The organism is Novosphingobium sp. AAP93 (assembly GCF_001296055.1).
GTDB lineage: Bacteria > Pseudomonadota > Alphaproteobacteria > Sphingomonadales > Sphingomonadaceae > Novosphingobium.
The window spans coordinates 21817-36141 of sequence record NZ_LJHZ01000118.1 but is presented as its reverse complement, the minus strand read 5'-3'; the positions used below and the strand labels follow the sequence as shown (position 1 = coordinate 36141).

The 14325-nt window shown below is 63.1% G+C and carries 6 protein-coding genes; 1 reads left to right on the top strand and 5 read right to left on the bottom strand.

The window, feature by feature from the left end:
- Position 1 precedes the first annotated feature (1 nt).
- On the top strand, positions 2-7024 hold the full coding sequence (locus IP83_RS21055; protein WP_156309826.1) for a cadherin domain-containing protein: 7023 nt from the start codon (positions 2-4) through the stop codon (positions 7022-7024).
- 55 nt (positions 7025-7079) lie between these two features.
- On the opposite strand, the gene IP83_RS17415 is transcribed toward IP83_RS21055, so the two are convergent.
- From IP83_RS17415 to IP83_RS17395, 5 genes are all read right to left on the bottom strand, one after another.
- Entirely contained in the window at positions 7080-7730 is a 651-nt protein-coding gene (locus IP83_RS17415; protein ID WP_054123507.1) for a DUF6445 family protein, read from the bottom strand.
- A gap of 4 nt (positions 7731-7734) precedes the next feature.
- Positions 7735-8451: a SapC family protein gene (locus IP83_RS17410; protein ID WP_054123551.1), complete on the bottom strand. Its 717-nt coding sequence runs from the start codon at positions 8449-8451 to the stop codon at positions 7735-7737.
- Positions 8452-8459: 8 nt separating this feature from the next.
- Positions 8460-9986, bottom strand: coding sequence for a tryptophan halogenase family protein (locus IP83_RS17405; protein ID WP_054123506.1), 1527 nt, complete (start codon positions 9984-9986; stop codon positions 8460-8462).
- 103 nt (positions 9987-10089) lie between these two features.
- Positions 10090-13185, bottom strand: coding sequence for a TonB-dependent receptor (locus tag IP83_RS17400; protein WP_231625109.1), 3096 nt, complete (start codon positions 13183-13185; stop codon positions 10090-10092).
- Positions 13186-13346: 161 nt separating this feature from the next.
- A complete protein-coding gene (locus IP83_RS17395) occupies positions 13347-14309 on the bottom strand; it encodes a FecR domain-containing protein (RefSeq protein ID WP_156309824.1) in 963 nt (320 codons plus the stop codon).
- Between the last annotated feature and the right edge of the window lie 16 nt (positions 14310-14325).

Genomic DNA, 14325 nt, shown 5'->3' with positions numbered 1-14325 from the left:
CGTGTCGGTATCGACCGGGCGCAACGGTGGTGATGCCAGAGTGCGTCACAAGACGGGGGACGACATGTCAGTTAATCTCACTATCGGTACCGGATATCCAACACAAACATTCTCAACCGATGAGAATGATGTGTTCTTGGGATTCCTTGACGCAGATACATTGATAAAATCTGGCGTTATATTTACAATTACAGGTGGAGATGACGCTAGCCTTTTTAAGATAGCTGGAGGCGGACGGGGCAATCCATATTTAATTTCGAAAGATACATTTGATTATGAAAACAAAATTGACGCAAATCGGGATGGTATCTATGAGGTAACAGTCGGATATGGATACAGTCCGGATATTATTCTTAGCAATACAAAATTGTTTGTTAAGATAAACGATGTTGATGATCCGCCTCAATTTGTTGATCCCATACTTTATGCCCGCGAAAACACATTGGTTGCATCGCCGGTTGTGGCCTTCGATCAGGATGCCGGCACTGTACTCACTTATCGCATCACGCAACCATTCGGCGGTGATCCTTGGCTTGCGGACGGCGACAAGTTTACGATCGATCCCGTTACGGGTCGTTTGAGCTTCATCAACGCCCCAAATTTCGAGGCGCCGGGCGATGCGAACGGTGACAACGTCTATAACTTGCAGATTGTCGTCAGTGACGGTGTTTTTGCGCCGATAAGGGAGTTTTTTCAGGTCAAAGTTGTCGACGTAAACGAGACGCCGATCATCACTTCCTTCGGCGGGGCTACTGCGGCGAGTCTGGTGGTTCCTGAAGTCAATAGCGTTACGACCATTACAGCAGTGGATGACGATCCGGGCACAACGTTGATCTATTCGATTGTCGGCGGTGCGGATGCTTCGGCGTTTTTCATCAATCCAAGTACCGGCAGGCTCCAATTCATCACGAGGCCCAACTTTGCCGCACCGACCGACGTCGGCCGCAACAATGTCTATGACGTGATCGTCCAGGCGTCGGATGGCAATTCGGCCGACCAGCAGGCTCTGGCTGTTCGGGTGACGGCAAACATTCCGCCGGCGATCATCGAGCCGGGCGGTGGCACGACTGCAGCCGTTTCAGTTCCCGAGAACAGTGCCAACGCGGCGACCGTTCTGGCGGTCGACGATCCGGGAGCGCAGTTGCGCTACAGCATCATTGGCGGCGCCGACGCTTCAAAGTTCACCATCAACGCCGCCACCGGTCTACTTTCGTTCGTGACCCGGCCAAACTTCGAATTGCCCACCGACAATGGCGGCAACAACGTTTACGATGTGGTCGTCCAAGTCTCGGATGGCGAGCTCACCGATCAGCAGGCCATCGCCGTTTCGGTCACCGACGCAATCGATGCGCCAGTGATCGTGTCGGGCGGAGGCGGCCCGGCCGCATCGTTTTCGATTGCTGAGAATACTCTTGGTCTACCCCGGGTTGCGACGGACACGGCCGCATCGTTGGTTGTCTATTCCATTGCGGGCGGCGCAGATGCCGCACAGTTTAGAATTAATCAGGACGGAACACTATACTTCCGCAACGCCCCCAATTTTGAGGCTCCGACCGACGTTGGTGCCGATAATGTCTACAACGTCGTTGTTCGCGCCAGCAATGCCGCTGACGGGACCAAGTATACCGAACAGGCCATCGCTATTGCTGTTACAAATGACAATGACCCGCCGAAATTTGTAACACAGAATCCTCTTATAATTCCTGAAAATACGCGCTCATTCAATATTAGTGCTTCTGATGAAGATGGTCAGGCAGTAAATTATTCTCTTCCGCAATATCTATTGTCAATTACCACCTTTACTGGCCAGCTGATTCTTGGGGATCCAGCAGGTAGACTTGATCCTGGGACCATACAATACCAACAACTCAACATTCCAGCCTACGATAATTCAAACTTTGTCTACAATTCCAATACACGTGAAATTCGGTTCAAAAATCCACCAGACTATGAGAGTGGGGAAAAAGATTATAAGGTCTACATCAGGGCGTCCGATGGCATAGATACTACAGTTGAGGTGTATACGATCAAAATTACGGACGTTAATGACAATCCGCCTGTCATCACTTCCAATGGTGGCAATACTCTTGCCAACCTCACAGTCTCCGAGAATGCGACCGCGGTTACCACGGTAACAGCGACCGATGCCGACGAGACGTCGGTGGTCACCTATGCGATCAGCGGGGGCAACGATGCCGCACGCTTCAGCATCGATTCCGCGACCGGAGCGCTCAGCTTCATCAAGGCGCCCGATTTTGAGGCACCGGGCAGTGCTGCGGGCACCAATTCCTATGTCGTCAACGTCACGGCCAGTGACGGCACGTTCTCCGACGTCCAGACGCTGGTTGTTGCCGTCACCGACGCCAACGATGCCCCGGTCATCGCCTCGAACGGCGGCGGCGCCAATGCGGCAGTCACGGTCGCCGAGAACAGCACAGCCGTCACGACCGTCACCGCTTTCGATCAGGATCCGGGCACCAGCCTGCGCTATTCGATCAGCGGGGGTGCGGATGCCGCGAAGTTTGCGATCAACGCCACCACCGGGGCGCTGACGTTCCTCACCGCGCCGAACTTTGAAGCGCCCACCGATGTCGGGGCGAACAATGTCTATGATGTCGTTGTCCGGGCCAGCGACGGCACCCTGACCGATGATCAGGCGTTGGCGGTCACTGTCACCGACGTCAACGAATTCGCGCCGAGGTTCCCGACCACCAATCTCGTCACGGTCACCGTCGACGAGAACAGGACCGCCGTCACCACGCTCACCGCGACTGATGCCGATGGCAGCGCGGTCCTTGCCTATTCGATCAGCGGGGGTGATGACGCGGCCCGGTTCGCCATCGACGCCAGCAGCGGCGCACTGCGCTTCATCACTGCGCCGGACTACGAACAGCCTGCGGACGCCAATGCCAACAACGGCTATGTCGTCATCGTGCGTGCCAGCGACGGCACCCTGTCCGCTCAGCAAATCCTGTCCGTCGTCATCAACGACGTCAATGACAATGCGCCGGTCATCTCGTCCAACGGCGGCGGGGTCACGGCCTCGATCTCGGTCGCCGAAAACTTGGCCGGGGTCACCACCGTCACCGCAACCGATGCCGATGCAAACACGAATATCGTCTATTCGATCATCGGCGGTGCCGATGCGGCACGCTTCGGCATCGATGCCCGTGTCGGGACCTTGTTCTTCCTTGCCGCACCGGACTTCGAAGCGCCGGGCGATGCGGACGGCAACAACATCTATCAGGTCCAGGTCCGCGCCAGTGACGGCACCCTGTTCGATGATCAGCTGCTGTCGGTCGCGGTCACCAACCGGAATGACAATGCGCCAGTGATCACCACGAACGGCGGTGGTGCCAGCGCGGCGCTTTCGCTGGCTGAGAACAGCACGGCCGTCACCACGGTCGGGGCAACCGACGCCGACGCCGGCACGACCATCGTCTATTCGATCGCCGGCGGCAGCGATGCGAGCAAATTCACCATCAACCCCAGCACCGGCGCGCTATCGTTCGTGACGGCGCCGGACTTCGATGCACCGACCGATGTCGGCCGCGACAATATCTACAATGTCACGGTGCGGGCCAGTGACGGAACATTGTTCGACAATCAGGCGCTGGCGGTCACGGTCACCAACCTGAACGACAACACGCCGGTGATCACCTCGAATGGCGGCGGCGCTCTTGCGCAGGTCTCGATTGCCGAGAACACGCGGGCCGTCACCACCGTCACCGCGACCGATGCCGACGCCGGGACGACGTTGGCCTATGCGATCTCCGGCGGCGCCGATGCGGGCAAATTCACCATCAATGCCGCCACCGGGGCCCTGTCGTTGATCACCGCGCCCGACTTCGAGAATCCGACCGATGTGGGCGGCGACAACATCTACGACGTTCGCGTCAGCGCCAGCGACGGCGTCCGGAGCGTGAATCAGGACATCGCTGTCACCGTCACCAACGTGAACGACAACACGCCGTTGATCGGCTCGGGCACAACGGCCAGTTTCGCGGAAAATGCCACCGGCACGGCCTATCAGGTGATCGCCTCGGACAATGATCCCGGCACGACCCTGACCTTCACCTTGTCGGGGGCCGATGCAGCGCTGTTCAACATCACGGCGGTCCCGTCGATCACCAATCCCAAGTTCAGCTTTGGCAACATCACCTTCAAGACCGCCCCCAATTTCGAAGCGCCCGGCGATGTCGGCCGCGACAATGTCTATGATCTGACGGTCCGTGTCAGTGACGGCACGCTGTTCAGCACGCAGGCGGTCAAGATCACCGTCACCGACGTAAACGAGTTCGCGCCGGTCATCGGCTCGAACGGCGGCGGTAGCACGGCGGCCATCTCGATTGCCGAGAACAGCACTGCGGTCACCACTCTGACAGCGACCGATGCCGATGGCAGCGCGGTGGTGACCTACGCCATCACCGGCGGCGCCGATGCAGCGAAATTCGCGATCAACGCCGCGACCGGTGTGCTGACCTTCGTCTCTGCCCCCGATTTTGAAGCCCCGACCGACGTTGGTGGCGACAATGTCTACAACGTGACAGTGACCGCCAGCGACGGTCTCCGCACCGATGACCAGGCCATTGCCGTCACTGTCACCAATGTGAATGACAACGCCCCGTTCAGCGCATTTGCCCCGTCGGCCAACTTTGCCGAAAATGGCACCGGTCCAGCCTATCAGGTGATCGTCTCCGATGCCGATCCGGGCACGACGCTGTCGGTCACGCTATCCGGCCCCGACGCTGCCTTGTTCAATGTGGCACTCGTCCCGACGACCGATCCCCGGTTCAGCACGGCCCGGCTCACCTTCAAGGCATCGCCCGATTTCGAAGCGCCTGCCGATGTTGGACGCGACAATGTCTACGACGTCACGCTGCGCGTCAGCGATGGCACATTGTTCAGCGCCCAGGCGGCCAAGATCATCGTCACCAATGTCAACGAGGCACCGGTCATCACCTCCAACGGTGGCGGGATCTCGGCGCTGGTCTCGCTTGCCGAGAACAACACGGCGGTCACCACCGTTACCGCGACCGATCCCGATGCCGGCACCGGTTTGATCTATTCCATCATTGGCGGTGCCGATGCGGCACAATTCGACATCGATGCATCGACTGGCCGGCTGTCTTTCCGCAATGCACCGGATTTCGATTTCCCGACCGATGCGGATGGGAACAACAGCTATCTGGTCCAGGTGCGGGCGAACGATGGCGTACTGTTCGACGATCAGACCCTGACAATCGCGGTCACCGGCGTGAACGAATCGGCGCCCAGCATCACCTCGAACGGCGGCAGCGCTGCGGCGGCCCTCTCGGTTGCTGAAAACAGCGCCGCCGTCACCACCCTGGCGGCGACCGATGCCGACCGGGGCACTGTCCTTGTCTATTCGATCAGCGGCGGTGCCGATGCGGCACTGTTCGCCATCGATGCTGGCACCGGGGCGCTGTCGTTCGTGAGCGCGCCTGACTTCGAGACGCCGACCGACTCGGGCGCGGACAATGTCTACGATGTGATCGTGCAGGTCAGCGACGGCTCGTTCGTGGATACCCAGGCGCTGGCTGTCACGGTGACCAATGTCAACGACGCCCCGGTCATAACATCGAACGGCGGCGGGCCTGCCGCCGCCATCAGCCTGGCGGAGAACACGGCGGCGGTGACCGCGGTGACATCGACCGATCCCGATGCGGGTTCGAGCGCTGTCTATGCGATCAGCGGCGGCGCCGATGCCGCGCTCTTTACCATCGACGCGGCGACGGGCGCGCTGGCCTTCATCGCCGCGCCGGATTTCGAGGCACCGCGCGATGCAGGCGGCGACAACGTCTATGATGTGTCCGTCCGCGTCTCGGACGGAAGCTTGTTCAGCGATCAGGCGATCTCGGTGACGGTCACCGACGCGACAGATACCTTCATCGGCACGCCCCGCAAGGATATGATCACCGGAACGAACGGCGATGATGTCCTCAATGGCCTTGGCGACAGGGACACGCTCGAGGGGCTCGACGGCAACGACAGGCTCGACGGCGGCACGGGCAACGATGTCATGAAGGGCGGGCAGGGCGACGACACCTACATCGTCGACTCGAACGCGGACAAAGTCGTCGAACTTGCCGATCAGGGAACCGATACGGTCCTGACCGCGCTCGCTTTCTACAAGCTGAGCGACAATGTCGAAAACCTCACGTTCACATACACCGAGGGTGCGGGAAGCAAGGGACTGGGCAACGCACTGTCCAATGTGCTGACCGGCGCTGCGAGTGCCGATACGCTGGTGAGCTACGACGGCGATGACACGCTGCTGGGCCTGGGCGGCAACGACACGCTGACCGGCGGTGCAGGTGCTGACCTGCTCGATGGAGGCACCGGGGCCGATACACTCATCGGCGGATCGGGCGATGATCTGTACATCGTCGACAATGCCGGCGATGTGGTGCGGGAAGGCCTCGACGGCGGCTATGACACGGTCCAGGCCTCGGTGTCATTCACGCTCGGGGCCAATATCGAGGCCCTTCTGCTGACCGGGACCGATGCGATAAATGGCACCGGCAACAGGCTTGACAACTGGCTGGATGGCAATGGAGCCGACAATATCCTGCTCGGCGGCGCCGGTAACGACGCACTGTATGGCGAGGACGGCAACGACACGCTCGAAGGCGGGGCGGGACGGGATGACCTCTACGGGGGAGCTGGGGCCGACACGTTCCTGTTCGCATCGAAATTGACCCCGGCGCAGGGCAGCGCAGCCGATTTCGTGTTCGACTTCAACAGCTTCGAGGGGGACAAGTTGGCGTTCAGCAAGGCGGTGTTCACCGGCCTCAGCGCGCTCGGCGTGCTGGACGAGGACGCGTTCCATGCAGGGACCAGCGCGAACGATGCGTCCGACCGGGTGATCTATGATGCCACCACCGGCAACCTCTATTATGATGTCGACGGCATTGGCCGACGCCCGCAAGTGCTTGTGGCGACTGTCGGTGCCTGGGAGCACCCTGCGCTGACTTCCGCTGACGTCCTGATCGTCGCCTGAACGTGGGGCAGCCCGTCGCTCACCAAGACAATGCAGAAAAAATGGGGGGCGCCGGCTAGCGCTCCCCAAGTCGGATCAGTGCCGTTATCGTAAGGCGGTCGCTGCTGGACCATGAGCCGGCGATGTTACCGCAGTGCAGGCAGTTCGCCGGATAGACAACGAGCCGGTTGAAGCGCAGGTCGGCGGTGCCGATGCGTTCGAAGGTGGGCGTGTCCGCTTCGTGATAGCGCATGGGCGGCAGGCCGTGGCGCTGCCCGTCGGCGACAAGGGCCTGCCGCCAGAGCGGTGCGCGCGCCGGGGTGATGCGCTCGAAACCGGTGGCGTGGTGGCGGTGGAAGCTGGTGCCCTGGTGCGGTGCGTCGCAGAGATAGTGCAGCACGGCGTGGACCGCCGGGTCGGTCGTGTCGAAATGGGGGATGCGCTGGACCGGGGTCAGCCGGGCGGGATCCTGGCAGGCGATGGCGAAGTCGGCGCGGAGGACTTCGGTGGTGGCAAATTCGGGCCAAACGGACAGCGCGTCCGTCAGCCATTCGCCCCACGCCGCCGGAGCGGGGGCGCGTACGCCGGGATAGAGATCGTCCTCGACGGGGACGAGCGCAGCCGCGCGCGCGGCAGCCAGCAGGCTTTCAGGATCGGGGTGCGCTTCGTCCGCTATCCACAGCGGCACCGCCTCGCGACCGAGATGGGTGACGGGGTGCGCCTGCAAGGGCTCAGCCGCCCGGAGTGAACCACGCCGATTGCGCTTCGATCCGCGCGTTCTTGCGGCGGACGAGCGCGGCGACCTTGTCGAGCGAGAGCGCCATCGCGGCGAGGATCATCAGGTCGTCGAACGCGGCGATCTTCTCGCGCGCGCGGCCGAGCGCGACTTCGTCGATGCCGTAGAGCCCGGTGAGCAGGCTGGTGCTGCCATCGTGGAAGGCAAGGTCGAGCTTGATCTCGCGCACCACCTTGGTTTCCAGCATCATGTCGACGAGGCGGCGGGTTTCCTCGCGGCCCTGCAGCAGGCGCCCGAGGATGGTCTGGACGGAGCGGAAGTATTCGGTCTCCGCGCCCTCGGCATCGACGATGGTGCAGGTGCCTTGCGGGCCGATCGCTGGGCTCGCTTCATCGATGGCGATGGCGGCTTCCGTGTCTTCGCCGACGACGAAGAAGGGCAGGCGCAGCAGGTTGAGCGGGAGGACATCGGCTTCGAGCGCGGCCCCGTTCCAGAACAGGTTCTCCTGCGGCTCCAGTCCCATCAGCGCGGCGGGGTAGAACTGGCCGGTCTCGGCATCCTTGGCGAGGAAGACGGGGAACTGCCCGGCGACCTGGCGAATCTCGCTCGCCACCAGTGGGACGAGGTGGACGGCGGCGGCAGCCTCCGCCGCGCGGGCGGGATCGATGCGCAGGCCGGAATGGGCGGCGCGGTTCAAGGGAACGATGGTCATGGCGGCCTTCACAGCGGAGGGAAGCGGTATTGCGCGAGCCGGGTGAGCAGCGCGCGATTGCTGGGCATCGTGGCGGTGAGCTTGCGCTTCAGCGCGGCGGTGCGGTCGAAGGCGTCCTGCGCGGCATCGGCGTTGCTCAGGCGGCCGGGGCGCGGGCGGGTGCGGAAGCCCATGCCGTAGAGCACGTATTGGTAGCTCGCAGCGGGGAACATCTCGTGCGCGCTCGAAAAATCGTGTTCGCCGGGCGGGCTGTCGCGCCAGAGTTCGAGCTGGTCCTGGAGGTCCTGCGGGATCGTCGCGGGGTCGCGGTTGTCGCGCCAGAACGCGCTGTCCTCGCGTTCGGAGAGGACATAGTGGAGCTTCAGGAATTCGATGATCCGGTCCCAGCGGTAGCGCGTCATCGTGTTGAAGCGGCGCGCGACGAAATCCATCGCGCTGCGGCTGGCGGGCATGCTGGTCGCGATATAGTCCGCCGAAAGCTCGATCAGCACCAGCGCGGAGGCCTCGAGCGGCTCGAGGAAGCCGGCGGAGAGGCCGACCGCGACGACGTTGTTCTTCCAGAACTGCGCGCGGTGGCCCGAGCGGATGGTAATCTCGCGCGGGGAGAGCTTGGCGAAATCGGGGCCGACATAGGCGGCGAGTTCTTCCTCGACGCGCTCGTTCCCGGCGTGGCGGCTCGACCAGACATAGCCGATGCCGCGCCGGGTCGGGAGGCCGATGTCCCAGATCCAGCCGTGGCGCTGCGCGGTGGAGATGGTGTGCGAGGCGATCGAGCTGTCTTCCTCGACGGGGAGCTGGACGGCCAGCGCGCGGTCGACGAACAGCACGTCGGAGCGGTCGATGAAGGGGACGCCAAGCGCTTCGCCGAGGAGGCGCGAGGCAAAGCCGGTGCAATCGACGTAGAGGTCGGCTTGAATCGCGCCGTGGCGTTCGCCGACGACGGCGGTGACATCGCCATTTTCGGTGAGGCGGACGTCGATGATGTCGTCGTCGATGTGGTGCACGCCGAGCTTGCCGGTGCAGTGCTCGGCCAGCAGTTCGCCGAGGCGCACCGCATCGAGGTGATAGGCGTAGTTGGCGACGCCGACATAATCGGGCGACGTCATCAGCTTGGGGGCGAGCGAAGCCTCGCACAGCGCTTCCTGGAAGCAGACGGCGTCGGAGAAGCTCTGCTGCGGATCGGCGTTCCAGTAGGGCGCGAGATCGAGATCGGGGAAGCCTTCGGGCAGGACGAGCGGGTGGTAATAGAAATCGTCCGCCGCGCCGGTGCGCCAGCGGGCGAACTTGGCGCCCTGCTTGAACGAGGCGTGCGTGGCGCGCATGAAATCGGTTTCGGAAAGGCCGATCTTGCGCAGCGTGTTGCGCATGGTGGGCCAGGTGCCTTCGCCGACGCCAATGGTGCCCCGCCGTACGCTTTCGACGAGCGTGACCTTGAGGTCAGCGCCGTGGCGGGCCGCGATGAGCCCTGCGGTCAGCCACCCGGCCGAGCCGCCGCCGACAATGCAAACCGAACGAATTGCGCCGTTTTCGGCCATGCGCCTTTCCTGTTCCCGTCCCGGCCTGACTCGTCTTGGTCAGGTTCTACGCAAAACGGGGCGTGCACCGCAATGCACGCCCCGGACTTGGTCTTATGCAGGCTTAGAAGTTTACTCGCGCGCCCAGCTTGAAGCGCCGTCCGGTATCCTCCGCATAGAGGAACTGGTTGGGATAATAGGCGTATTTCAGGGTGCGCGAGTTGGTGAGGTTGGCCACTTCCCCGAAGACCGAGAACTGCGGGGTGATGTGGTAGTTCACGCTCGCATCGACTTGGGAGTAGGGCCGCACTTGCGTGACTGCCTGGCCCGCGCCGTTGAGCGGCGGCGGGGCGAGGTACTGCAGGAAGTTGTCGCGCCAGTTGTAGGCGATGCGCGCTTCGATGCCGTTCTTGTCGTAGAACAGCACCGCGTTGGCCGAGTTGGACAGGCCGGTCAGCGCGAACTTGTTGGCAAGATTGCGCGGATCGAGCTTGCGGTTGGAGCCGACGAGGGTGCCGTTCACCTGGAAGCCGAAGCCGGTATCGCCGATCGAGTACTGCCAAGCGGCCTCGATGCCGCGAACGGTTGCGTCCTGCCCGTTGACCGGCGCGGTGACGGTGAACTGCGCGGGCAGGCCCGTACCCGGATCGATCAGCGCGCCGCCATTGGCATCGGCCACCGTGCCGGTGGTCTGGTTGAGCACGATGAAGTTGTTGACGTTCTTGAGGTAGGCGCCGACCGAAACATAGCTGCCCGGCGCGTAGTAGTACTCCAGCGAAATATCGAGGTTGTTCGACTTGAACGGCTTGAGGTCCGGATTGCCCCGGCTCGCCGCGAAATTGCCCGGACGCAGCGTGACGAGCGTGGTGACCGGCGAAAGCTGCTCGAGCGTGGGCCGGGTGATCGTCTGCGATGCAGCGAAGCGCACGGTGAACTTGTCGGTCACCTGCCATTTGATCGCTACGTTGGGCAGGATATCGAGGTAGTGCGTCTTGCCGACCGTGCGCGTCGTGCCGGACGAGGCCGAGCCGTACTGCGTCTGGTCGTTCGCCAACCGGACCAGCGCGGTATAGGCGGTGGCGAGGCCGTTCACGTTGGTCTGCGTGTCCTCGAAGCGGACGCCGCCGACGAGGCTGATCGGTGCACCGGCGATTTCGCCTTTGAACTCGGTCTCGAGATAGGCGCCGAGCACGCGCTCGGTCACGATCGTGTCATTCACCAGCGGCGGAGCGAAGGTGAAGTTGGGGTTCGTGGCACGCTGCTGCTGAGTGATCGCATCGAACAGCGCCGGGCCGCTGAAGGTCAGCCACTGCGTCGGCAGACGCTGCGAGCCGCTGATCCCGGAGAGGAAGCCGCTGCCTGCATTGTAGGTGCTGATCGTCACGCCCGGAGGCGAGGGCAGGTTGTAGCCGCAGGTGGTGCAGCCGGTGCCGCCATCGTTCGAGAAAAGCGAAGTGCGCTTCTGGTCGCGCGAATAGTAGAAACCGAGGTTGGCGTTCACCAGACCGACGTCGGAATCGCCCTTGTAGGCAAGGTCGGCGCGGCCCTGGTAGACTTCGTCGCGGGTGCCGTAACCGCGCAGCAGCATCACGTGCTGGCAAAGCGGCTGGCCGGCCCCGACCACATTGGGATCGGCGGGCCTTCCGGAATCGGTCACTGCGCTGCCGCAAGGGCTGGCCGGGTTGGCGAAGGTGGGGAGCGTTTCGGTCTGGTAGGGCAGGATCGAGCCGTCCGACTGGTAGCGCGAGGAGCCGGTCAGGTAGCCGAGCAGCGAAAGATAGGCCTGCCGCCCGCCGTTGGGGTCCTGCTTCGCCAGCGAGTAGGTGCCGTCGATCCTGGCAGTGAGGTTGGGTGAGACATTCCATTCCACATTGAGGCCGAATTCGCGGGTGTTGGTCCGCTTGTCGAACTTCTTGTCGTGGAAGTCGGTCGCGATGCCGGTGGCCTGGGTCATGTCGGTCACCGTGCCATTGGCGTCGGTGGTCACGTCGGTGAGGTTCGAGGCGGTGAACCAGTGGCCATAGGAACGGGCGTCGGTCGTGTTGGTGAACTTCGAATAGAGCGCGTCGGCGGTCACCGTCACGTCATCCGAAGGACGGTATTGCAGCACGATCGTGCCGCCGATGCGTTCGCGGTCTTCGCGGGTGACCTTGGTATCGAAGTTCTGCGGCACGAAGATGTTGCCGGCGGGATTGCTGCTGCTGACCGTGCCGTTGCCGCCGTTGACTTCGGCAGCGGGGACGGCCGGATTGACCAGCCAGCCGTCGGTCTGGGCCTGCTTCAGCAGGGTATAGCGGCGCTGATAGGTGCCCGAGACGAGCAGGCCCAGCTTGCCGTCGGCAAAGGTGTCGGCGAACAGGAACGTGGCGTCCGGCGCGGCCTTCCGGGAGTTCTGGTCGTAGTTGACGTCGAACGAGGCGGCGATCTTGCGTTCCTTGTAATCGAACGGACGCGCGATCTTGATGTTCACCGTCGAGCCGACGCCGCCCGACTGATAGACGGCGGTCGCGGACTTGTAGACCTCGACGCCGGAAACGAGTTCGGAGGCAAGCGTATCGAACGAGAAGGCGCGGCCCGAGGCCTGGCTGGGATCGGTCGGCGTGGCGATCTGGCGGCCGTTGATGAGGACGGTGTTGAATTCGGGGCCGAAGCCGCGGACGGTGATGAATGCGCCTTCACCGCCGGAGCGGTCGATCGAGACACCGCTGACGCGCTGGAGCGATTCCGCAAGGTTGGCGTCGGGCAGCTTGCCGATGTCCTTGGTGGAGATCGCATCGACGATGCCCGAGGAGGCGCGCTTGATGCTGCGCGCGTTGTCAAGGCTGCCGCGCAGGCCGGTGACGACGATCGGCTGGGGTTCGGGTTCCGGTTCAGCCGCTCTGGCAGGCCCCGCGGGCTGGGGTTCGGCGGCCTGGGCCGCGAGTGCCACCGGCGCGGCGCTGGCGATCTGGCGCGCGGCGAGCGGGCGGCCGACGACGGCGAACGTACCCGGTCCGGTCTGGCGGGCGGCAAGGCCGGTGCCGGCGAGCAGACGGTCGAGCGCTTCGCTGACGGTCAGGCGGCCGCGCACTTCATTGGTGCGCACGGCATGGGTCAGCTTGCGCGAGGCGATGATCTGGACATTGGCCTGATGGCCCAGAAGCCCGATCGCGGATTCGGCAGGCTGGGCGGGAATGGAGAATTGCCGCAGTTCAGCGTTGGCCTGCGCCACAGCGGGCATCGATGCCACGGAAACAACGCTGACGGACGCAAATAGCATGCCACGTAAAGTGGTCGTCCTCACTAATCCCTCCCAAAAGGATATCATCTCGTTTCAGACCTTTTCTGGTCTGCATTCCCCTAGAGACGTGGGTGTTGGATTTCCTTCCGCACTTTTTCGATTTATTTCTGTAGTTCCGCTTCAGTTGAACGCGCAATGCGGATCGTGCTGGGATCGCTGGTGTCGATTGCCACCGGCAGCGTGACTTTCAAGGTCTGGGCAAAGCCCATGGGATCATCGAGCTTGAACAAGCCGTCGAACTGTTCGCCCGCGATGCCGGGATCGGAAATCACGATCTGGCGCTGGTTGTAGCGGTTGAACTCGTCCGCCGCCTCGCGCAGCGTGGTGCCGTTGAGGTCGATCATGCCGTTGCGCCAGGCGAGCGCGCGGTCGACCGGGGTGTTGTCGCCCTCGCGGTAGTGGACCAGCGCCCATTCCTTGATCACCGCGCGCTCGCCCGCAGTCACGGTGAGGCGGCGGCTGGCATCCTGATCGGACCATGTCTCGACCACGCCTTCGGTCACCAGCACTTCGACGCCTTCGTCGCGCTTGCGCACGGAGAAGGCCGTGCCGACGGCCTTGGCGCGGACCGGGCCGGAGGCGACGATGAAGGGCCGCTCGGCATCCTTGGCGACATCGAACCATGCTTCGCCTTGCAAGAGCTGGATCTCGCGGGCGCGGGGGGACAGGCTGACCTTGAGTTCGGAGCCCGAGTTGATCGTCATGATCGAGCCGTCGTCGAGCGGCACGCGGCGAATTTCGCCCACCCGCGTGACGAATTCGGCATCGCGCGAGAAGCCGGTGCGCACGGTGACGAAGGCGGCAACGCTCGCTGCGGCCATGCCGCCGAGCACCCCGCGCCGCATCCACTTGCTGCGTGTGTCGTTTGCGGGTTCGGGTGCTTCGACGACATCCGGCTCGCGCATCGCATCGGGCAGCATCCACGCGGCCTGTGTCTGCAGCAGCAGCCCCTGGCGGCGCGGATCGGCGGCAAGCCAGGCCTGCAGCACAGCCTCGTCGGCCTCGCTCCAGTTGCCTGAATCCATCCGGGCGACCCAGTCGGCGGCCTGATCGCGGTCAGACATGGGTGTCTCGTCCGTG